General features: G+C 31.6%; 15 protein-coding genes. 8 read left to right on the plus strand and 7 right to left on the minus strand.

The features are described from left to right. The first annotated feature begins 56 nt into the window (after positions 1 to 56). The 3 genes from ACSHW5_RS06535 (at position 57) to ACSHW5_RS06545 (ending at position 3406) form a co-directional block, all read left to right on the plus strand. A complete protein-coding gene (locus ACSHW5_RS06535) occupies positions 57 to 1034 on the plus strand; it encodes a hypothetical protein (RefSeq protein ID WP_435675311.1) in 978 nt (325 codons plus the stop codon). 583 nt (positions 1035 to 1617) lie between these two features. Beyond that, positions 1618 to 2862, plus strand: coding sequence for an ornithine--oxo-acid transaminase (rocD, locus tag ACSHW5_RS06540; protein WP_435675312.1), 1245 nt, complete (start codon positions 1618 to 1620; stop codon positions 2860 to 2862). A 103-nt stretch (positions 2863 to 2965) separates the two neighbouring features. Continuing rightward, entirely contained in the window at positions 2966 to 3406 is a 441-nt protein-coding gene (locus ACSHW5_RS06545) for a DUF5362 family protein (RefSeq protein ID WP_435675313.1), read from the plus strand. A gap of 206 nt (positions 3407 to 3612) precedes the next feature. Here ACSHW5_RS06545 and ACSHW5_RS06550 read toward each other — a convergent pair whose 3' ends face one another. Beyond that, on the minus strand, positions 3613 to 3939 hold the full coding sequence (locus ACSHW5_RS06550) for a DMT family transporter (protein WP_435675314.1): 327 nt from the start codon (positions 3937 to 3939) through the stop codon (positions 3613 to 3615). A gap of 242 nt (positions 3940 to 4181) precedes the next feature. On the opposite strand from ACSHW5_RS06550, the gene ACSHW5_RS06555 reads away from it, so the two are divergent. Beyond that, complete coding sequence (locus tag ACSHW5_RS06555) at positions 4182 to 5285, plus strand: lycopene cyclase family protein (protein ID WP_435675315.1); 1104 nt, start codon at positions 4182 to 4184, stop codon at positions 5283 to 5285. Between the two features lie 413 nt (positions 5286 to 5698). Here the strand turns inward: ACSHW5_RS06555 and ACSHW5_RS06560 are convergent, their stop codons facing one another. The 6 genes from ACSHW5_RS06560 to ACSHW5_RS06585 all read right to left on the minus strand — a co-directional run bounded on the left by ACSHW5_RS06560 (position 5699) and on the right by ACSHW5_RS06585 (position 18565). Continuing rightward, positions 5699 to 8065: a T9SS type A sorting domain-containing protein gene (locus ACSHW5_RS06560; RefSeq protein WP_435675316.1), complete on the minus strand. Its 2367-nt coding sequence runs from the start codon at positions 8063 to 8065 to the stop codon at positions 5699 to 5701. A 15-nt stretch (positions 8066 to 8080) separates the two neighbouring features. Further along, positions 8081 to 10885, minus strand: coding sequence for an alpha-amylase family glycosyl hydrolase (locus tag ACSHW5_RS06565; protein WP_435675317.1), 2805 nt, complete (start codon positions 10883 to 10885; stop codon positions 8081 to 8083). Between the two features lie 120 nt (positions 10886 to 11005). Continuing rightward, the gene (locus ACSHW5_RS06570) at positions 11006 to 12682 is read right to left on the minus strand and encodes a SusE domain-containing protein (RefSeq protein WP_435675318.1); all 1677 of its coding nucleotides are present in this window, start codon (positions 12680 to 12682) and stop codon (positions 11006 to 11008) included. Positions 12683 to 12709: 27 nt separating this feature from the next. Further along, positions 12710 to 13843: a SusE domain-containing protein gene (locus ACSHW5_RS06575; protein ID WP_435675319.1), complete on the minus strand. Its 1134-nt coding sequence runs from the start codon at positions 13841 to 13843 to the stop codon at positions 12710 to 12712. A 12-nt stretch (positions 13844 to 13855) separates the two neighbouring features. Then, positions 13856 to 15430, minus strand: coding sequence for a RagB/SusD family nutrient uptake outer membrane protein (locus ACSHW5_RS06580; protein WP_435675320.1), 1575 nt, complete (start codon positions 15428 to 15430; stop codon positions 13856 to 13858). Positions 15431 to 15442: 12 nt separating this feature from the next. Then, positions 15443 to 18565 (minus strand): SusC/RagA family TonB-linked outer membrane protein, encoded by a 3123-nt coding sequence (locus ACSHW5_RS06585; protein WP_435675321.1) that lies wholly within the window; start codon positions 18563 to 18565, stop codon positions 15443 to 15445. Positions 18566 to 18764: 199 nt separating this feature from the next. Here ACSHW5_RS06585 and ACSHW5_RS06590 point away from each other — a divergent pair, with 199 nt between their 5' ends. The 4 genes from ACSHW5_RS06590 (at position 18765) to ACSHW5_RS06605 (ending at position 24361) form a co-directional block, all read left to right on the plus strand. Further along, entirely contained in the window at positions 18765 to 19787 is a 1023-nt protein-coding gene (locus tag ACSHW5_RS06590; RefSeq protein ID WP_435675322.1) for a LacI family DNA-binding transcriptional regulator, read from the plus strand. Positions 19788 to 19933: 146 nt separating this feature from the next. Then, on the plus strand, positions 19934 to 21283 hold the full coding sequence (locus ACSHW5_RS06595; RefSeq protein WP_435675323.1) for an MFS transporter: 1350 nt from the start codon (positions 19934 to 19936) through the stop codon (positions 21281 to 21283). A gap of 15 nt (positions 21284 to 21298) precedes the next feature. After that, positions 21299 to 21952, plus strand: a complete 654-nt coding sequence (pgmB, locus tag ACSHW5_RS06600; RefSeq protein WP_435675324.1) for a beta-phosphoglucomutase — start codon at positions 21299 to 21301, stop codon at positions 21950 to 21952. 117 nt (positions 21953 to 22069) lie between these two features. Continuing rightward, a complete protein-coding gene (locus ACSHW5_RS06605; protein ID WP_435675325.1) occupies positions 22070 to 24361 on the plus strand; it encodes a glycoside hydrolase family 65 protein in 2292 nt (763 codons plus the stop codon). Positions 24362 to 24405: the final 44 nt, after the last annotated feature.

Raw genomic sequence — 24405 nt, forward strand, 5'->3', positions numbered from 1 at the left:
AAGCGAATCTTCATGGTTTTAAATTAACAATAACAGTAAAACTTACATAAATAGTTATGAAAAATTATATTATAATTGTATTTGCTTTTTTAATTTTTTCAAATATTTCATGTTCTCAAGAAAATGTATCATTCGGAGAAAAACGTGATTTAAAACTTGGAAAAACAACTGCTTACACAAAAATTAAAATAGGTGAAGTTGAAGGATATTATCTTATCGATTTTGGAACAACATTAAGTACAATTGACATTCATAATTTTATAAATGGCAAACCAAAACCAGCACCAAATTCAATAAATAAATTTGATAATTTTGATTTTTTTGGAAAATGGAAACAAGTTACTTTAAATATTCAAGATCATTCAAATATTACAGGTTTAAAAAATTTTAAACAAGCAGGAATAATTGGATCTGATTTTTTGACGAACAATATTTTCACATTTGATTACGAAAAAAAACTATTATTTAGAAGTAATAAAGAAAATTTTCTTACTAATAAAGAATTAAAAGATTTAGGTTTTAAAGCAATATCAACTGTGGGTTATTTTTCAAATAATCAAAAAGAACTTAATAATAGTTGCACCTTTAATGTACCTACAATTCCAATTAAAATTGGTGAAATAAATGCTATTGCTCAAGTTGATTCTGGTTTTGATGATTCACTATTTAGTCATTCTATAAATATTAATCAGGCATTTTACAATGCAATAGTTGACGCTGGAATAATTTTAATTGAAAACCCTTCTGCTAATTTGTTGTTAAGTACTTGTAAAACAGGTGTTAATCAATTAGTTAAAGCATACAAATTGCCAAAAGGAACAAGTTTTGCAATTATTTCAATAGATGGTAGTCCTATTGAATTAATCAATGATGTGAATATTTTTTTAAAAAATAGTACAATTGAAACATTTAGTTGTGGTGGAATTGGAACTTGGAAAATTCCGGCAGGTCAAATCGGAGCTTCATTTTTGAGCGACAATAAAAAAGTAATTTTTGATCCGTTTGAATCTAAAATATGGTTTCTTAAAAAATAAAAATTTTGAGCATTTATCAATAGAAAAGATTGCTTCGTTCCTCGCAATGACATACGAGCTGACATTACGAAGACGTTTGGATGAGGTAATCTGTTTCTTCAAATGAGATTGCCACAGAAAGTAAAAAAACTTTCTGCGCAATGACACTCACGAGCTTTCGTTACTGGGACGTTAGGACGAAGTAAACCGTTTATCATATATTCAAATTATTTAAAAATTAAAGACTATAAAGTTTTTGTTTTTTAGCAAGCCAAGAAATTATAATTAAATAAATGATATTTAGAGTTCTCAATTCGCGTTAGGGATTGAAGTGGCATCCTTTTTTCTGTCAGTTCGAGTGAATTTTGAAGAATGAAAAATTTGTATCGAGAACAGAAGAAAAAAGATATAACGGAAAGCCCGACCTTTTTAGGGAACGCCCACATTTAGCAAAATTTAGTTTTAGAATTAGTGATTTTTTTTATTTACTTTTGTGCAACTTCGGGGATGATTTCTTTCCCACGCTGAATTTTCAGTACACACTGAAAGGATAAAGGTAGAACAGGAATGGTTATTTTATAATAAACATTTTAAAACTAAACAAATGACTGTTTTAGACAAATTAACTTCGCAAGAAGCAATTGCATTAGAAAATAAACATGGCGCGCACAACTATCATCCACTACCAGTGGTTTTAAGCAAAGGTGAAGGCGTTTATGTATGGGATGCAGAAGGTAAAAGGTATTATGATTTTTTATCGGCATATTCTGCTGTAAATCAAGGGCATTGTCATCCTAAAATTGTAGATGCAATGATACTTCAAGCAAAAACATTAACACTTACTTCGCGTGCATTTTATAATGATATGTTGGGTAAATATGAGAAATTTGCTACAGAACTTTTTGGTTTCGATAAATTATTGCCAATGAATACAGGCGCAGAAGCGGTAGAAACTGCCTTAAAACTGTGTAGAAAATGGGCGTATGAAGTAAAAGGAATTCCAGAAAATAAAGCTGATATTATTGTTTGTGAGAATAATTTTCACGGAAGAACAACCACCATTATTTCTTTTTCTAATGACCCGGTAGCGCGTAAAAATTTTGGACCTTATACAAAAGGTTTTATCAAAATTGAATATGATAATTTACAAGAATTACAAGAAACTTTAGAAAGTAGCAATAATATAGCTGGTTTTTTAGTAGAACCAATACAAGGTGAAGCTGGTGTTTACGTGCCTTCTGAAGGATATTTAGCAGCGGCAAAAAAATTATGTGAAGATTATAATGTGCTGTTTATTGCAGATGAGGTGCAAACAGGAATTGCAAGAACTGGTAAAATGTTAGCGGTAGATCATGAAAATGTTCAGCCAGATATTTTAATTCTAGGTAAAGCCTTAAGCGGTGGTGTGTTTCCTGTTTCTGCTGTGTTGGCAAATAACAATATTATGGATGTTATAAAACCAGGAAATCACGGTTCTACATTTGGCGGTAATCCTATTGCAGCTGCGGTTGCTATTGCTGCTTTAGAAGTTGTTGCTGAAGAAAATTTAGCCGAAAATGCAGAGGCTTTAGGGATTATTTTTAGAGAAGAATTGGCAGCTTTTGCCAAAGAAAATGATTTGGTAAAATCTGTAAGAGGTAAAGGTTTGTTAAATGCTGTTTTAATAAATGATACAGAAGATAGTTCTACAGCTTGGGATATTTGTATAAAACTTCGCGATAATGGTTTGTTAGCAAAACCAACACATGGTAATATTATTCGTTTTGCGCCACCTTTGGTAATAACAGAAGTACAAATAAGAGAGTGTATTTCAATTATAAAAAATACAATTTCAGAATTTAAAAAATAAGAAATAACATTTTTAAATTTTAAGCCACTAACTTCTATTGTAGAGGTTGTGGCTTATTTTTTTTGTTTATTTTTGAAGTTATCAACTAAAAACAAAAAATTTTATGGAAAATCCTATTACACAACTAGAACAATTAACGTTAACAAATGCCTCTAAAAGTTTTTTAAGAGAAACAGCCAAATGGGCCAAATTTTTATCAATAATAGGTTTTATTGGTATTGGCTTGCTACTAATTGGTTCTTTTTTTATTGGTAGCTTATATGAAAATTTACCGCAAACTGCTGGCTTACCTTTTAATTTGGGGATTTTTATGACTATTTTCTATATCATAATTGCTTTGATTTATTTTTTTCCGGTGTATTATTTATTTCAGTTTTCAAAGAAAATGAAAATGGCACTTTTAACTAAAAATGATGATACTCTAGCTGATGCTTTTGAAGTTTTAAAATCTCACTATAAGTTTTTGGGAGTTTTTACGATTATAATTATTTCTATTTATCTGCTTATATTTATTGTAGGAATTTTAGGTTTTGCTTTTTCTTAGTAAAATTTAAGGTAAAAAGTTATAAAGCGTTTCGTTAAAAGCAGTTTTAACAATGCAGAATTTTTTTATACACATAAAAGGTTGTCTAAAATTTTATTTTGGACAACCTTATTTTTTTAAACAGTTTTTTTTTAATTCTACTTTTGTAGCAATATTATAACGCACTTAAAATTAAATTCTTAAAAAAACTATTTCACAGTTTTCTTTTAGTTAGAAACTACTTTTAACCCAATTATAGAAATTATTAAGGTAGAAATAAAAAACAATCTCCAAAAAGTAGCTGGTTCTTTAAAAACAATTATCCCTAATAGTACAGTACCAAACGCACCTATACCTGTCCAAACAGCATACGCAGTACCAATTGGTATTTCTTGTGTGGCTTTTACAAGTAAGACCATACTTATAGACAAACATAGTAAAAAACCCAAGTACCAAAATGTTGTTTCTGTGCCTGTGGTTTCTTTTGCTTTGCCAAGACACGCCGCAAAAGCTACTTCAAAAAGTCCTGCAATAATTAATAAAATCCAATTCATTCTTAAATTTGTTTGTTTAAATTCCTATGTGTTGTACAAAATCAAAATTACTATTTATAGTTGTATCCACGATATTAAAAAGCCTTATAGCTTTTTTTAAATCTAGTAGCTGGTTACTTTTAATAGGATTGATAAAAAACATCAATTTATAGACTTTCAATAGAGTTTAAAGTTTTTTTTAATTTAATTTTTGCTTAGAGCGATATTTAAACTAAATTAACCCCAAAAAAAATTTATTGTCTATGAATAATTTTGACGTTGTTATAATTGGTGGCGGAACTGCTGGTTTAATTTTAGCAAGAGAACTTGGTAAGAAAAAGCATAAAACACTTGTTTTAGATAGAAAAAAAGATTTGTTAGAATTCTCTTTCAATACCCTTGGTAGTTTCTTAAATTTAAAAGAATTTGATTTAACAGAAGGTGTTGTTGCTCAGGAGATAAACACTATTTCTTTACACTCAAAAAACATGAAAAGAAAAGTAAAATCTGATTTATATATTTTAGATAAAAAGAAAGTCCACATAGAGTTATTAAACAGTTTAGATCCGGAATATGTTGTAATAAAAACAGGAATAGATATTAAAAGTATCACAAAAAAAAACAACACATTTACTACTGTTATAGACAAAAATAAAGAAGCCTATTTTGGTAAAATATTTATTGATGCATCGGGTACAAATGCCGTAATTAGTAAAAAAGTTGGACTAAGAAGTAAAAAGGTAGATTTAGCAACAGGTGTAGAATATAATGTTAAATATTTAGGAAATCCTGCGGAAGGTCATTTGTTAATAGGTAAGGTATATCAAGGAGGTTATGGTTGGATTTTTCCGTTAAAAAACCAAAGAGCAATTATTGGTTTTGGTACTTTTGATGATGAAATTGTAAAAGGATTAAAAGAACGGTTGCATAAAATTTTAGAGTTGCCTAATATTAAAAAACTGGTGGTAAAAGACAATGAAAAGGTAGAGGGTGGTAGCATTCCTATCACGCCTGTTTTAGATAAATTTGTGCTTCATAATTTAGTTTGTGTTGGCGATAGCGTTTCTCAAGTAAACCCTATTGTTGGTGAGGGTTATAAATTTATTTTCGAAGCGGCTTTAATTGCAAGCAAAGCTATCCATAAATCTTTAGAGAACAAGAATCTCAATCATTTGACGGAGTATGAAACCGATTGGAAAAATAGATTTCTATTAAATTACCAACGTTCTAAACGCTCTCAAGAAAGATTTTTTAAATATTCTCAAAACAATTTCTTAATGGATTATATTTTATTTCTCTCAAAGTTTGTTTCAGACAAAAGAGCTGTTAGATCGCTTTCAGGAGAATATGGATTGGATAAAGTTTAGATTCAGAAAATAAAAAATATTTACATAGGATTAATTGGTGTTAGGTTTATAATAAGATGTTTATATCAAACATAAAATAGTAATTTTTAGAAGCTATTTCGCGCTTTCCACTATATCTTTTTATGCTGAAAAAAATCAGCATAAAAAGGATGTCGTTTCAATCACGGCTAAGCTTGTTTGTGAACTTTGTTTACAATCTAGCAATGGTTTACTTTTCTATTTATAATTCTCTTTTAGTTGAAAATAGATAATTTTTTTAAGAAGAATGTTTAGTTGTATTACTACTGTTTGAACTAAAAAATAGGATATAAAAAAAACAACCAACTTGTTAATAAATGAGTTGGTTGATTTAGTTTGTACTAAAAATATTTAGTTTTAACGTAACATACTTTTTAGCATGTTAGGTTTAATCTTTATTCAAAAATTATTTTTTTGTTTACCATACCTTTTTCCGTTTTTAACTGAACAAGATATACACCTTTTGCTAAATTTGGTAAAGAAAATTCTTTTACACCATTGGCTTCAAAAGTAGTGTTTATCACTTCTTTGCCAAGTGTTGTAAATATTTTTAAGCTTGCTTTTTCTTCTTGTAAACCTGTTATTTTTAAGGTTGTAGCATCAGATTGAAACATACCAATTGTACTTAAAATTGCGTTGTCATTTGTGTTTAAAGCACTTTCTGTTGTGTATAAGTAAAATCTTCCTGTTCCGTTTAAGCTAGCCGTTAAAGTTGTGGTGTAGGTATTGCCAACTTCATCTAATCTTGTAAAACTTCCTTTTTCTCTATCTTCTAAAAAGATTTTTAAATGAGATGGTAAATTCAAACTTTCAGCAGAGAATGTTATTGTTTTTCCGTTTTCAGCATGTAGGCCAATTGGCACAATCATGGTTTCTAAATTAGCATTTGGTAATGCTTGTATTTGATATTTTTTACCAACATTATCTGAAAGTAAATGAGAATATATAGCAAAAGAATTTGCAGCACCTCCAAACAATTCACCGTCATAACCATTATCAAAACCAGTGGTAGATTCATTTACATAATAAAATTTAGCATAATTTATTTTTGTTCCATCGGTAATATTCAATTGGATTTCTGAGGTAAAAGATCTTTGAAAAGTATCTGATTGATGACTTTGATTGGTTGCATCAAAAGTAAGGCTTGCAGCGGTACCCAATGCTTTACGTTTTACAAAAAATCCTTGTGCTGGAGCTATTTCAAAGTTAGATAAAAGTACTTTGGCTGTATAAGTTTCCGTAGATTGATCCCAAACCCAAATAGTTTTACTTTCTAAAAGATTATCATTTGCCGCTAAATTTAAAAAGGCAGAATTGTTAACAAATGACGTAAAAGGATTTCCTATCAAATTAAAAGGACTTCCATCTACATGTACTGTTTTACCATCCATAATTGATGTTGTAACATTTGCCGTATTTAAGGTTCCTGTAAAAGAAAAAGTACTACCAACAGTAGCAGGTTTTACAGAATATCCTTTCCCAGAACTCATCATATCTGTGGTGTCATCACCATTTAAACCATCAAAATCTCCATCTACATAATACTGCCAAATACTATTTGATGTAGATTTTGTATTATCGTAGTTTGCAAATGCAACATGTTTCGCTGGTGAAATACCGCTACCTGTTGCCACCGTGTTCGTATTTAAAAAATCTACCACAGATTCTCCAGCAACCGGACTAGAAATTAAATACCAATTATCTGTTGCTAAATTTCTGATGTAGGTTACATTTCCTGCAGAAGAACCATTTACTATTAAAGAACTTCCAGAATTTGCAGTTAAACTTCCATTAATATTTAGATCTCCAGAAATAGTGATCCCTTTTTCACTATTTAAAATAAGAGATTTAGCAGTTGCTATGGTCATCGAGGCAACTGTATCATCTTGATCTAAAACAACATGATGATTGATTACAACATCGTTAGAAGTGTCCGGAACTGTTCCATTCATCCAAGTGGAGGTATCAGACCAAACACCATCGTTTTTAGAAGCGTAAGAAGAAGATACTGTATAAGAATAATTAGTACCAGAATTGTTGTTTAGGTTAATGGTATACCAATCAGCATCATTTTCCGCGATTGTTGGGGCAGAACCAGAAGTAAAAACATAGTAACTTACATTGGCTGATACCGTATTTATTGCAGACGGAATATCAGCAGTATAAACCACTCCAGAACCTGTCATTCCTACAACAGTGGAGGTTGCAAAATTATCTGTGGTATACCTTAAATAAACTCCTTGCCCTACAGGTAATGAGGTGTTTAAAGCAGCTGTAATAGTGTTTGTTTGTCCAGGATACGTGGTGGCTGGTGTGTTTACTGAAACAACATTTGCAATAAAGCCTTGAATTTCAAAAACTATAAGTCCGAGATCTGATGGTGGATTTCCTCCTTCTTTTGTTTTAAATACATAATTATAAGCGGAGTTGGTATTTATATAATAGGCTTTACTAGTAGCGTGTTCAACTATTTCTGAACTAGGTACCTCATTGGTCGTAAAAATTTGGTAATCAGCTGCTGTACTAGAAGGTCCCCATTGATTATAATTAGAATCCCAGTTTGTTACAAGTCTAAAATAAGAATTACCAGTACCATTCGAATTTAATGTAGCTATTCTAGAGTTGCCTGCAGAACCTGTAAAATTATCTGTAGTACTCCAATCGTTTGTTCCAAATCCTGAGCCTATAATTCCGTTTTGCCCAAAACCCAATGCACTAAACAAAAATGTAAATAGGCAGGTTGTGAAATATTTTTTTTTCATTTTCTTTTTTTTTAGTTAATTGATAATTAATTTTCTTGTTTGTATGTTGTTATTAGTATCATTAATTCTGATAAAATAAATACCTTTACTTAAAGAAGAAACCTCATAAACATTATTTTGTACATCTTCTTTGCTAAACTTTTTTACTTGTTTTCCAGAAATGTCAAAAACACGTACCTCTAATGCTTCCTTAGAAAGTAAGAAGTGTGTAGTTGTAGGGTTTGGATACACTCTTATAGTATTCTTAGTATCTAGCGCAATTCCATCAATAGAAAGTGTTTCTGGATTGTTACCATAAACTTTAAACTCACCCGGAGATAATGTAATGGCTGCCGAAGTGTTGGTAACATTTATAGTTGCATTGTTATTTAATAAATTATACCAAGTTCCTGTTTGTTGAAAATTAGGAACAATACTTTGTGTAGTAACTCCAAAGTTACCAAGTATTACAATATTTTGTATTCCTGTTGCAGTTGCATCTGTTAAATGAATCTTTTTTAATCCGTTGGTATTGGCAACATCTAATGTAAAATCTGATGTTTCAAAAATGTCATATTTTAATTTTAATGCAATTAATTTAGACCAAGTACTTTTAAGATCTCTTCTGTTTTGATCTCCTTGATATCCCCATAAAATAGGTTTATTACCGGTTCTTCCATTTTGTTCAATAGAAATATCATAACCTAACTCGCCAAATTGCCAAATCATTTTTGGTCCTGGAACTGTAAAATAAAATGCGCCAGCCAATTCTTGTCTATCTAAAGCAGTAGATAAATTTTGAATATTATACGTGCCATTAGCATTTCCAAATTGTAAATTTTTGTACATTAAACGTTCTTCATCATGACTTTCCATATAACTTACGTTTGCTGGTACAGACCAATTTCTGTTTTTATAAGAAATCCAAGAAAAATCAGAATCACTTCCAAAGCCCATAGTTGCTTGGTTATATTGATGATTATGATTGCCCCAAAGCATAATACCTTTGCCTTCATCTAAGCGATAGTTTACCCATTTTGTCTCTTCCGGATTAGAGCCTAAATGCTCAAAAATGATATAGAAATTAGGGTCAATTTCCCATTGATAATCTGCGTATTCCTTTAAAACTTCAACTCTATCTGGTTGTTCTGCGTTTGTACAAGTATCGTCTCCAGAAGAACAATTTTGTGTGAATCCTTTTGTTAAATCCCAACGGAAACCGTCAATTTTATATTCATCAATCCAGTATTGAGAAACTCTTTTTACATAGTCTTTGGTAGCTTGTTTAGAGTGATTAAAATCGTTAAAAACACTGTAAGAATGCGTAGCTGTTTCATTAAAAAATGGGCTATCTGCACTTGCTTGACCGCCATAACCACCGTTGTCTGTATTCCACATTCTGTAATATGGATTTTGACCACTTGCATGGTTAAAAGCTACATCAATAATAACTGCAATTCCTCTTGTATGACACTCGTCAATTAACTGTTTAAAAGCTGTTGCTGTGCCATAATATTTGTCTAACGCCATGTGAAAAGAAGGATTATAACCCCAAGATTCATTGCCATCAAATTCCATCACAGGCATTAGTTCTATGGCATTTATGCCAATTTCTTGTAAGTAATTTAACCTGTTTTTTACGGCATCAAAACTATGTAATGCATCAAAATCTCTAATTAACAATTCATAAATTACTAAATCTGTTTTTGCAGGTTTTGTAAACGACGTGTTTTGCCAAACATAAGGCGCGTCTCCAGTTCTTAATAGAGTAACGGCATGGTTTGTTTCTCCTGTTGGATAACTAGGTAAGTTTGGGTAGGTAGTTGTGTTTATATATTGATCATTAGATTCTGATAAAATAACTGTTGAATAAGGATCTGCAACACGTAAAATACCCTCTATTAAATATTGATATTTATAATCTTTGGCAGGAGTTAAGCCACTTAATTCTATCCAAAATCGATCTTTGGCACTGTCTTTTTTTAGTAGATAATTATTGTTAGTTTGCCAATGATTTGCCGTATTTGCATCAAAATTACCAATTAAGTGTATGAAATCTTTATCAGGAGCGTAGAAAACTAAGGTAGCTTTTGTGTTGTCTGATGAGTTTAAATTGATTCCATCCTTCATGTTGGCAGGAACAGGAGCTTCTGTTACGCTAGGTCTTACTACAGCGTTAAAAGTTTTACTTTGTGTACTTCCATTATTGGTTGCTTCTAAAACAAAAGTAGTATTTTGTGTAACCGTAGGAGAGAAGCTATATGAAGTTTTATTTGTTTGTTGATCTATTGAAGTGCCATTTGCTGTTAAATTAAAATTAGCTGCAATTGAAGCAGTTGCAGAAATGGCTAAAGTTTCTCCAGCATTTAAAATGGTGGTACTTTCTGAAGGAGTGTTTAAAGTTAATTGAAAAGCACCAACGTTAAAAATAAAATCTACACAGCCATTGTCTTTCATTTCTTGATCTCCTGCAGCATTTCTAAAAACCATTCCCATTTTGGTTATAGTTGCTGCTTGCGGGTCTGTAAGTCCATAATACGTTTTTGGTACAAAAGTAATTTCCCATCTGTTGTTGGAAGAATTTAAAGTCATTAGACCAACACCATCATCTGCACCCCAATTGCCTACAACACTAGTTTCCCAAGGATTTGTGTCATTACCAACACCAGAATGCAAATATACTTTAGACGGATTGTTAAGTCCGTTACAATTTGTAGCTGTGCTATTGGCATCAACACTAATGGTAATACTTTGGTCTATATTAAAGTTAGCGGGACTAATGGTTACTTGGCTAAAACTTAGTGCGCTTATAAATAAAAATAAAAATGTAATTTTTTTCATAAATATATAGTTTGATAAAAAAAGCTGTTAAAAAAAGTTTCCTTTAGGTTAAAATAAAATGAATTATTCTAGTTGGGGTAACTTTTGTTAACAGCTTAATGCTATTGTTTTTATAGATTTTTAAAGAAACGTAATAGTTCCTTTGTTATAATCTACTGTAATTTTATAGGTTCCAGCTCCCGGAGATTTTATGTTGTTTTCGTTTTCTCTAACAACCATTCCAGGATAATCGCCACTTTCTCCCCAATCATTGTCCCATTGACCTACAAAAGGTAAAAGTTTAAATTCATCCGAATCTGTTAGTGTTTGCGTAATTTCAAACAACCCTTCAGAAACTTTTGTAAAGGCTGGACCACTGGTATTATCCCATCCGTTAGGAGTACCCACTAAATGAAGATCTGTAGGAACTTCTGTAAGTAAAAAAGACAAGGTATTAAAATCTATAGTTACCATATAAGTACCTGCAGTTTCTACTTTAATATTATCTTCTGTATATAGTTCTAAAGTTCCTGGTTTGGTCTTGTTTACGCCCCAGTCATTATCCCAAGAACCAGAAGTTGGTAATAATTTAAATTCATCATTCGCAGCAAAAGTTTGTATTCTAGTAAATACACCGTTGCCAGAAGTATAAAATTCTTGCGTTGGGTCTGCATTGTTCCATCCGTTATGACCACCTACCATAAATAAAGTATCAATGCTTACAAGGTTGAAACTTAAATTGTTAAAATCAACAAAAACAATATAAGTACCTGCTGTAGTTACTTTGATGTTTTGTTCACCATCTTGTAAAATTTTACCAGGATTGTTTGGGTCTTCACCATAATCACCGTCCCATTTACCAGTATTTGGTAACATTTTAAACTCATCGTTGGCATTAAATTTCTGTACTTTAGAGAAAACGCCATTTCCATCATTAAAAAATTGTTGTGTTGGATCTGCATTGTTCCAGCCATTATGACCACCTACCATGAATAAATTGTCTGGAATAGGTACTTTAAAAGCGGTTAAAGAAATAGTAATCATTTCTGATGTTCTTATTAAATCTCCCGATGCAGAACTAGCAATGGCTTTAATTCTTACGTCGAAACTTGCAGCAACATCAGGTTGTCCTCCAGCAGAAATTACAATATCATTTAAGTCGTCATGTGTAATTTCAAAACTGTTAGAATTTGATGTTCCTAATGAAATAGGGCTAGCAAAACTTGTACCAGCTTCCGCCATAACAACATCATAAGTGGTAACAACGGTGCTATTTGCATCAACTTCAGGATCTTCCCAAGTAACAGTTAACGCAGTGTCTGCAGCGGTATCATTAGACAAAACAATACCAAATGTATTATCTGGACTTGTAATTGTTGGTGCATTTTCTGCATATTTAGAAACTAAAAAGGTAATTGTGTTAGAATTAACACTTCCTGTATTTAGCCTCATATAAACAGGTGTACTTGCATACGATTTTACAGAAGTATTATTAAACGCAGCATTAAATTGTGCAACCGTCATGGTAAAAGTGTTTTCACTTGTACTACCTAAAGAAATAGGTGAAGCAAAAGTTTCTTCTACAGACATTTCAACGGTGTACGTAGCTCCAGAATTAATTTCATCTATCCAAGAAATTGTAAACGCCGGATTGTCTGGCAAAGCAAAGTTTAATAAAATATTATTAATACTTGGCGTGTTGATAACAAATGCAGGATCTGCACTCGTTATTTTGAAGTTATCTTCTTCTTCACAAGCTCCTAATAATAGCGTTAATGCTAGCATTAAATAGCTTGCTTTTTTTATAAATATTTTCATTTTTTATCTATTTAAGTGAAATTGATATTATATATTTAATGGAATTAAGATATAACGACCTGTTAAATCATTAAACCAAACATCATAAAAATCTTCTACAATTACAGGTATTGCGCCACCACCATCAGTTGCTACACCAGAGAAAGAAGTTGTGCTTCCCCATTTAGCGCCACCGTTGGTAACAAATTCTACATCACCAGGAGTTAATTTTATATTAGAAACAAACCAAATATGACCATCAAAACTCATTGGAGTCATTGCTAAAGTTGCTGTACTTGTTCCTTGTAAAGATAAACCAGCTGGACTTGTTTTTCCAGTTGCATCAAAAGGAACCATGGTGTAGTTACTATTTGCAAAGTCTATGGTAAAGGTATAAAAACCAGAGTTTTCTACACCAAATCTTCCAGGATCTGAAGATTGTGTTGTTGGATTTCCGGCAATAGTACCGCTTGTGCTAAATACATCACTTCCTTCAGGATCTGAAACACCCCATTGTGGTTGCCAATTTCCTTTTTCTTCTAAAACTTTAAACCTTCCATCGTCAAAACCTGCATTATCATTTTTAAAATATCCGGTATAATAGAAGATATTGCTATTGTTTTCATCTCTAAACAAGGCATTGTTATTGTTGTCGTTATTCCAATCGGAAGCAACGCCATTTCCTACCATATAATAATCGTTAAAAACGTAATTAAAGTAAGGATAAACATCAAACTGAATAGTGTTTGATGTTACAGGAGCACCATCTACGGTACCTAAATAGGAGATAATTCTACTATAAATTGTAGTCCATTTAAAAGGAAATAAACCTGCGCTACCTGCTAATGAATTTAATTGACTAGAACTTAAAGTCATAAAGTTGTTGTCTGTTGTAGAACTAGCCTGAACAGCGTTTGTAAATGATTCATTATCAGAGAATTCAATAATGTAATTTACAGGCGTTTGTTGACCGTAATCTGCCGCTTCCCATGTTAATGTTACGGCAGGGTTGTTTACATTAACTGCGTCTAATTTAATAGTGTTAATTGATAAATCTCCTAATACCGCTGCTGTTGGATTAGCAGATATTTTTAATATCTCTGTATTGTCTTCACAAGAACTAAAGAATACTAAAGTACATGCTAACAATAAAGTCGATAAAATTTTCTTATAGTTTTTCATTGTTGTCTATTTTTAATAACCTGGATTTTGCGTTAGGTTAGGGTTTGCTTGTAATGCTGATGATGGAATAGGGTATACGTTGTACGTAGCAGGAATTGAAGTTCCGTCTTTTGCACCACCTTTCCAAGGCCATAAATACGTGCTACCCGTAAATAGGTTAAAACGTATTAAGTCTGTACGTCTATGTCCTTCTAGGTTTAATTCTCTAGCTCTTTCATTTAAGATAAAAGGCAAACCATTGCTCTCATTACTTTGTAAATCTATGGCAGTAATTGTTGATGCATTAGAACGTTGTCTCACATCATTTACATACCCAACTGCAGTAGTTATATCTGTATTTGCAGCTCCTTTTATAGCACATTCAGCATACATTAAATAGGCATCAGCCAATCTAAATAAAGGAAAATCTGTACCAGAAAAACTAGACGGAACGGAAGTTCCTGTAAAATTTGTATTTCTAAATTTAATAGAAGGATATCCGTTTGTCCATTCTTTGTAATCTGTCATTTCATAGGTATGTCCTGTTGTCCAGAATAAATCAGCTCTTTCATCTGTAGTTGTAGACAAATTACCATACAAACCATACCATGCTTTAGAAGCTCTATGACCACCCCAACCTTCTGTTGCGCCAAATTGTGCTAAAGGTGTTGTATCTGCATTTAAATTACCATTTACAATATACGTTGTGTTACCAAAACTCTGACTTACCAATGCATCTGCAATTAATGGAAAAATAATTTCTGTAGAGGTATTATTGTCTCCAGAAAAGATGCTTACAAAATCATTTGCCAATGAATAAGGACCTTCTGTTATTACTTTTTTAGCATAAATTGCTGCATTGTCATATTGCGCAGTGCCTGTGTATACTTCTGCATTTAAGTACAATTTTGCCAATAACATTTGTGCAGCACCTTTAGTAGCTCTACCATAGGTATTGGTAGATAATAAAATAGGTTCTATTGCTAATAATTCAGACTCTACAAAGTTATATAGTTCTAAACGAGTAGCTTGTGGTAATGGCTCAGTTTGACCATAATTTTCATCTGTTGCTAAAACACCTTTACCAAATACATCTATTAAGTAAAAGTTAGCCAAAGCTCTAATAAAACGTACTTCAGAAATAATTACTTCTTTTTTATCAACATCAACATTTGGTAAAATGGTTAATAAATTATTACACTGTGGTATTGTAAAGAAGATTCTATTATATAAATATCTAAAGAATTTGTTTTCTGAGGTCCAGTTGCTTGTTGTTGTTAATTGGTCTAAACCATTATCTCCCCAACGGTTTTTCATACCATCAGCGGCAAATTCTTGAAGGTTTACAATCCCTCTTAAAAAAGGAGATTCTCCTGGATCATCACTAATATCTGAACTTCCAGAGCCATTTGCACCTGATAAGGCAAAAGAGCCATACAATCTAGACAAAATACCTTCTATTGCTTGTGGGTCTTGTGCTAAAAGTTCTTCTAAAGTTAATTCTATCTCAGGTTTTGTATTTAAATCGTTAGTACAACCCGTAAAAAGGGTTATTACAACTACAAAACTTGCGAGTAATTTTAAAAAATTGTTTTTTATAGTTTTCATAATTTTCATCAATTAAAAATCAATATTTACACCTATGTTATATATAGTTGCTCTAGGATAGAAGTTATTATCTATACCCGTAAAGTTTTCTGGATCTTGTCCTGAATAATTTGTTATTAAAAATGGATTATTTACTGCGCCGTACACTTTTAATACAACACTTTTAAACACATGGTCTATAGTATGACCAACAGCAATGTTTTCGCATCTTAAAAATGAAGCTCCTTCTAAAAAATAATCTGAGTATTGCACAGGGTCTAAAATAGTAGTGAACGCTGTGTTTGCTTCTCCTGCAGAAAAATCTAAGGCATTGTTAAAGAAAGTACCATCTAAAGATTGCGTATTTCTAATAACACCGTTGGTTAATCTTCTAGAGTTGTAAATTTCTCCGTCTAATTGACCTCTAAAGCTTGCGCTAATATCCCATTTTTTATAATTTACATTAAAACCAAAACCAAAAGTCCAATTAGGTTGTATTGCTCTATAATATCTATCATCTTCATTAATTTGTCCATCATCATTGATATCAACAAAAGAACCTAAAATTGGGTTACCTGCTGTGTCATATAATTGCTTTAATACCCAAGCAGAACCTGCTTGTTGACCAACAGCATGTCTTAATAAAATGTTTCCTGTACCAATAGAAAGACCTCCGTTTGGAGCATTTATTTGCTCAACACCCTCTAAGTCTGTTACTTCTGTATAGTTGTATGAAAGGTTACTATTAAAAGAAACATTTAAGTTTTCAGTATTAATTGGGTTTAAATTTAAATTTAATTCAAAACCTTTACTATCCGTAGCTCCAATATTCTGAATTACCTGATCGCTTAACGCTTGTCCAGGTGGAACATTAGTAACTACTAATAAATCTGTAGTTTCTCTTTTGTAGATATCAAAAGAACCAGAAATCAAACTTTTATCAAAGAAATCGAAATCTACACCCGCATTATAGGTGGTTGTTTTTTCCCAAGTTAAATCTGGGTTAAATTCTTTAGCATTGTACAAGTTTACACCTGTAATGTATTGACTTTCTGGAGAACCAATTTCAAATAATGGAGTAGATGGATAAAAACCTACTTGACCAGAAATATCTTGCTGTCCTGTTTGTCCCCAACCTAAACGTACTTTAAAATCGTTTATAAAGGCAACCTCTTTAATAAAACTTTCTTCTTTTAATTTCCAAGCTAAAGCTGCTGAAGGAAAATATCCCCATCTGTTTTCTTCAGTAAAAAATGAAGAACCATCTGCTCTTAATGAAAGTGTAACTAAATATTTATTTGCTAAATTAAGATTAGCTCTACCAAAGAAAGATTGTAAGTTTAGCTCATTGTAATATCTGTTTGTTGGATTTAATGGGTTAATGTTGGGAATTCTAACACCAGAAACAGGGTCGTTCATAAAGAAATCTTTGGTGCCTTCATTTTTAAAATTTTGATATGAATAACCACCTTGTAAATCAAAGTTGTTTAAGAAAGACTCATCATACTCTTTTCTGTACACCAAATACCCTTCTAAAGTTGTATTGGTAATGTCTTGGTCTTCACCATAATTTTTTCCAGAATTAAAGATATATGTACCTTTTGGTTGCGCTGTATCTGGCACTAAAGTATAAGCGTTAATAGCATTGTTAGCAAAAACTTCAGTAATTTCTGCTTTAGAAGCTTCTAAGCCTAAGTTTAAAACGGCTCTTAATTCTGGCAAAGCATGTACTTTATAATCTAATTCTATATTTCCTAAAATTCTCTGTACTTTTTCTGGTCTGCTTCTTTGCAATAAAACGCCTAACGGATTGCTAGAACCTGCTTTTGCATTTGGTGCATTATCAGAAAGATCTGAAGACCTTAATTGCTGATAAAAACCGTTAAAAACAGAATTGTTATCGTAAATAGGTTTTGTAGGATCCATAGAAATTGCACCACCTAAAGCGCCGCCTTCATCAATAGAATTTTTATTAACAGACGTAGCTTTTGCGTTTACATCAATTTTTAAATGATCGTCTAAAACTCTTGGAGTTAACCTTAAAGAAGCTGTTATTCTTTCATAATCATTCGTTTTTACAACACCTTCTGTATCATTATAACCAATAGAAGCTCTAAATGGTATTTTTTTGAATAAATTAGTTCTTACTCCAAAGTTGTAATCTGATGTAACGGCTGTTCTATAAATAGCATTTTGCCAGTCTGTATTATAAATTTGACGTTGAAAAGGATTTCCATCTTTATCAGTAAGTGTAATAATTTTACTAGATTCTTTTGTGTTTACAGAACCAACAGGTACCCCTAAAGCTTCTAAGCTATTAGGATAATAGGTTTTTGCAAAGTTTACAAACGTATCTGCGTCCATTACTTGTACTTGATTATCATCGCCTATAGCGCTTAAAGAAGTTCTTGCAGAGAAATTAAATTTTGTATCTCCAGAAGTTCCTTTTTTGGTAGTAATAATAAGTACACCATTAGATGCACGAGAACCGTAAATTGCGGTAGCAGATGCATCTTTTAAGATAGAAAAACTTTCTATATCATCTGGGTTTATTAAGCTTAAAGGGTTGCCAACACCGGCAACACCACCATTATCTAAAGGAACTCCATCAATAACAATTAACGGAGCGTTGTTTCCAGAAAGAGAAGAACCACCACGTATTCTAATATTCGGAGCAGCATCTGGCTGTCCGCCTGCACTTGTAATTCTAACCCCTGCAGCTTTACCTTGTAATAACTGATCTGGAGATGCTACTGCACCTGTATTAAAATCTTTTGCAGAAATAACAGCTACAGATCCCGTTAAATCTTCTTTTTTTACTGTACCGTAACCTACCACAACTATTTCATCTAAAGACTCTGCAGATTCTTCTAATTCTATAGAAAGGTTATAGTTTGTACCAATAACAATTTCTTTGTCTCCAAAACCTAGATATCTAAAAACAAGAATATCACCAGTTGTTACTTTATCTAAAGTAAAGTTTCCATCAAAATCGGTTTGTGTACCTCTTATGGTACCTTTAACCACTATACTAACACCAGGTAAAGGATCACCAGATGTTTTTTCTTTTACGTTTCCTTTAACAGTTTGTTGTGCAAACATGTTAAACGATGATGTTAAAAGAATTCCAATTAACAATAATTTAAATTTTTTCATGTATAATTTGTTAAATAATAACTGTAAATTTGATTTGCTGATAACAATAAATTTACATTCCACGTTGTAAAGATATATATAAGTTATAGGTTATCAATATGATAAAAGTCACGAAAACGTTTTCGTGTTAACAACTTTTTTTGTTGTATTATCATTAGATTGTTAAAAAACCACACAAATATTTAATTTTATTTAAATAATGAAGCAAAAAATTACAATAAAAACAATTGCCAAAGAATTAGGGGTTTCTACATCTACAGTTTCAAAAGCCTTAAAAGATAGTCATGAAATAAGTACAGAAACAAAAGAAAGAATACAAGCGTTTGCAGATTATTATAATTACAAACCTAACAGTTTAGCACTGCAACTTCGCAATCAAAAAACAAAAGTAATTGGGGTTATTTTACCAAAAATTGTACATCACTTTTTCTCTACCGTTATTATGGGAATTGAAGAAGGGGCCATTGAAAAAGGCTATCATATTATGGTTTGTTTCTCTAATGAATCTTATAAAAAAGAAGTAGAAACTTTAAAGGTTTTATCTAACGGTAGTGTAGATGGTTTAATTGTGTCAATAGCTAGTGAAACTCTTGAAAATAAAGACTTTAATCATTTTTTAGACTTGGTGTCTGAAGAAATTCCTTTGGTATTAATAGATAGAGTTGTAGATGAAATTTTATGTGATAAAGTAGTAGTAGATGATGTGGGTGCAGGGTACAAAGCAACAAAACTTTTGTTAGAAAATGATAGAAAAAAAATTGCTTTAATAACAACGCCAAACCACGTTAATGTTGGTGCTTTAAGAAGACAAGGCTATGAAAAGGCATTGATAGAAGCATACATTAAAACAGATCCTAATTTAATCGTAGAAATAGATGAAAGCCGCAATATCTGTGAACAAATAGAAAAAATATTTGAACAAGATATAGATGGTGTTTTTGCTGTGAATGAAATTTATGCAGCAAAAGCAATGAGAGTTGCAAAAGAAAAAGGGTTAAAAGTACCTCAAGATCTTTCTGTTGTTGGTTTTACAGATGGTTTAATCTCTAGGTATTCTTCACCTTCTATTACAACAGTAGCACAACATGGTTTTACAATGGGTAAACAAGCTGTTGAAATTATTATAGAAAGAATAGAAAAAGAGTCGGAAGATTTTAAGCCTAAAAAAATTGTCATTTCTAGCGACTTAAAACTACGAGAATCTACGAAACCGTCGTCGTAGATTGTTTTGTTCCTTTTTAAAAAATTAAGGAAAAAAATATATATTTGCTTCATATTTACGATTTATCAATAAATTACATTCCACAAAATTTAATAATTGATAAGTGTAAGCGCTTATCGTAATATTCACATAATAGCATACGATACATGGAAAAGCGTAAATTAAGCTTCTGGCAAATCTGGAACATGAGTTTTGGATTTTTAGGAATACAAATGGGTTTTGCCCTACAAAATGCAAACGCAAGTAGAATTTTACAAATTTTTGGCGCAGATGTTCATGAACTTTCTTGGTTTTGGATTATAGCTCCATTAATGGGTTTAATTGTACAACCAATTATTGGGTATTATAGCGATAAAACTTGGGGGAAATTCGGAAGAAGAAAACCCTATTTTTTAGTAGGTGCTATTTTAGCTTCTATTGGTTTGGTTTTAATGCCGCAAGCGGATATTTTTATCGCTTTTCTACCAGCACTTTGGGTAGGAGCAGGTTTTTTAATGATTATGGATGCTTCTTTTAATATTGCTATGGAGCCTTTTAGAGCTTTAGTAGGAGATAATTTAAGAACAGATCAAAGAACAGCAGGCTTTAGCATACAAACAGCATTAATTGGTTTTGGTGCAGTTGTTGGTTCTTGGTTGCCTTATGCATTAACAAACTGGTTTGGGGTTTCTAATGAAACTTCAGCAGGTATTGTTCCGGCAAACTTAATTTGGTCTTTTATTATTGGTGCTATTATTTTAATTGTATCTATTTTAGTCACTATTTTTACTACAAAAGAGTATTCACCAGAAGAATTAGCAAGTTTTGATAATGATTCCGTTGCAACTATAGAAGAAGAAGAAAGCTCTAGTTTGATGGATATTTTTGAAGATTTCAAAAAAATGCCAACAACCATGCGTCAATTAAGTTGGGTGCAATTTTTTTCTTGGTTTGGACTTTTTGGAATGTGGGTTTTTGCCACGCCTGCAATAGCACAACATATTTATGGTTTACCGCATACAGATAGCAGCAGTACAGCGTATCAAAACGCAGGAGATTGGGTTGGTATTCTTTTCGGAATTTACAACTTGGTTTCTGCTTTTTATGCATTTGCTTTGCCATATATTGCTAAAAAATTAGGTAGAAAAAAAACACATTCTATTTCATTAATTATTGGAGGTTTAGGTTTATTATCCATTTATATTATGCCTAATGAAAATTGGTTAATCCTTTCTATGATAGGAATAGGAATTGCTTGGGCAAGTATTTTAGCCATGCCGTATGCAATTTTAGCAGGATCTATTTCTGCTAAAAAAATGGGTGTTTATATGGGTATTTTTAATTTCTTTATTGTAATTCCTCAAATTATCAATGCTTTAATTGGGGGACCATTAGTAAAATACGCTTATAATAATGAAGCAATTTTTGCTTTAATAATTAGTGGAGTTAGTTTTTTAATTGCCGCAGCATTAGTCTACAAAGTAAAAGATGTAGATGATGTAATTCAAACAAAATAAAAATAGTAAAAGTACATGAAAAAAGGATTTATATTCGATTTAGACGGTGTAATTGTAGACACTGCCAAATATCATTATTTAGCATGGAGAAAATTAGCAAACCAATTAGGTTTCGAATTTACCGAAGAACAAAACGAGTTATTTAAAGGCGTTAGTAGAAAACGTTGTTTAGAAATTTTATTAGAAATAGGCAAAAGAGAAGCTACTCAAGAAGAATTTGATACTTGGATGGTAGAAAAAAATGTAGACTATTTAGACTATATAGAAAATATGGATGCATCAGAAATATTGCCAGATGTTCCTAAGGTTTTACAGTATTTAAAACAAAATAATATTCCTATTGCTTTAGGATCTGCAAGTAAAAATGCGCAACCAATTTTAGAAAAAGTTAATTTGTTACATTATTTTGATGCTATTGTAGACGGTAATAATGTAACCAAAGCAAAACCAGATCCAGAAGTTTTTCTGTTGGCAGCAAAACAATTGGGTGTAAATGCAAAAGATTGTGTGGTTTTTGAAGATGCCGTTGCAGGTGTTGAAGCTGCAAATGCTGCAAAAATGATAAGTATTGGTATTGGAGATCAAAAAATACTATCTGAAGCACAATTTAATTTCAAAGACTTTACAGAAATCAGTACAGAATTTATTCAGGAATTGATTGATAAATAAATTTACCAAATCCTGCAAGATTTTTAGAACGGTGTAGGCATAAGGTAAGTTATAAGCAAATTAAACCTTTAGTTGTTTATTAAAATTTAAGATAATATACAGGAAAAAAAGAACAAAATGAATCAAGATTACATCATACCAAACGAATGGTCTATTATAGAAGAAGGCTTTAATTCAGAGAAAGTAAAATCATCAGAAAGCCTGTTCAGTATTGGTAATGGCGCCATGGGACAAAGAGCTAATTTTGAAGAATATTATTCAGGAGAAACTTTTCAAGGAAGTTATATTGGCGGCGTTTATTATCCAGATAAAACACGTGTTGGTTGGTGGAAAAACGGATATCCAGAATATTTTGCAAAGGTATTAAATGCTCCAAATTGGATTGGAATTAACGTGCTTATCAATGAGGAAAAATTAGATTTACATACATGTAAAGAAGTTTCTAAATTTAAAAGAGAACTAAACATGCAAGAAGGTTGGTTGTCTAGAAGTTTTGAAGCTGTTTTACAAAACGGAATCAAAATTAAAGTTGATACAAAACGTTTTTTAAGTTTAGAGTTGGATGAAATTGGTGCAATTAGTTACAATATAACCTTGTTAAATGCAGATGCTAAAATTACATATATTCCATATATAGATGCTGGTATTACCAATGAAGATTCCAATTGGAACGATCAATTTTGGGATGTTTTAAAAATTTCTCAAAATAGCCATCAATCTTTTATTGAAGCAAGAACCATGAAAACTCACTTTTACACGTGTACTTTTATGGAATCAAAATTATTTGTAGATAACCATGAGGTGGTTACGGTTTGTAATAATGAGCAAACTGCAAATTTTACTTCTTGTACATATCCTGAAGAAATTAAAAAAGATCAAACATATACAATTCATAAATTTGGTGGTTATGTGGTTGATAGAGATTATGCTAAAGAAGCATTGGTAGAGGCTGCAAAAGAAGCGTTAGACAAAGCCGTTGGTTTTGGTTTTGATGTTTTGTTAGAAAAACAAAAGGAATCTTGGGCACAAATCTGGAGCATGTCAGACATTACAATTTCTGGCGATGTAAAAGCGCAACAAGGAATTCGTTTTAATATTTTTCAATTAAACCAAACGTATTTAGGTACAGATGCTAGTTTAAATATTGGTCCAAAAGGATTTACAGGAGAAAAATACGGAGGAAGTACCTATTGGGATACAGAAGCCTATTGTATACCTTTTTATATGGCAACCAAAGACCAAGCTGTTGCAAGAACTTTGTTAGAATACAGATACAATCATTTAGAAAAAGCTATTGAAAATGCAGCAAAACTTGGTTTTACAAACGGCGCAGCATTGTATCCAATGGTAACTATGAATGGTGAAGAATGTCATAATGAATGGGAAATTACCTTTGAAGAAATTCATAGAAACGGAGCCATAGCATTCGCTATTTTTAATTATTACCGTTTTACAGAAGATTATTCTTACATTCCAGAAAAAGGATTGGAAGTATTAATTGGTATTGCACGTTTTTGGCAACAAAGAGCAACGTTTTCTTCGGATAAAAATAAATTTATGATTTTGGGTGTTACCGGTCCAAATGAATATGAGAATAACATCAACAATAATTTTTACACAAATTACATTGCAAAATGGTGTATTAATTATGCTTTAGAAAATATAGAGATTGTAAAAACAGACCATGTTTCTGATTACATTAGAATTAAAGAAAAAGTAAATTTCTCTGATGAAGAATTATTGAAATGGAAAAATGTTGCAGATCAAATGTATTTTCCTGTTTCAGAAAAGCATAATATTTATTTACAACAAGATGGTTTTTTAGACAAAGAGCTAATTACGGTTGCAGATTTAGATAAAAGTCAAAGACCTATTAATCAAAAATGGAGTTGGGACAGAATTTTACGTTCTCCGTACATAAAACAAGCCGATACTTTACAAGGTTTTTATATGTTCGAAGAAGATTTTTCTACCGAAGAATTAGAGCGTCATTTCGATTTTTACGAACCATTTACAGTGCATGAAAGTTCATTATCTCCTTGTGTACATAGTATTCAGGCTGCAAAGTTAAACAGAATGGAACAAGCATATACGTTCTATTTACGTACTTCTCGTTTAGATTTAGACGATTATAATCACGAAGTAGAAGAAGGTTTGCATATTACTTCTATGGCAGGAACTTGGATGAGTATTGTAGAAGGTTTTGGAGGAATGAGAGTGCAAAATAATACGCTTTCTTTTTCGCCAAAAATACCTAAAGGATGGAAGGCTTATTCATTTAAAGTGAATTTCAGACATCAAGTCATTACGGTAAATGTTTCTCAAAAAGGAACTGAATTTACATTAGAAGGAACAGAAGCAATTCATATTTTGGTTGATGGAGAGGTTGTAACTGTGTCACCAAATTAGTACATATAAATACAAACCTCAAAGGTTTTTAAAACCTTTGAGGT

The organism is Polaribacter sp. (assembly GCF_051251875.1).
Classification (GTDB): Bacteria; Bacteroidota; Bacteroidia; order Flavobacteriales; family Flavobacteriaceae; genus Polaribacter.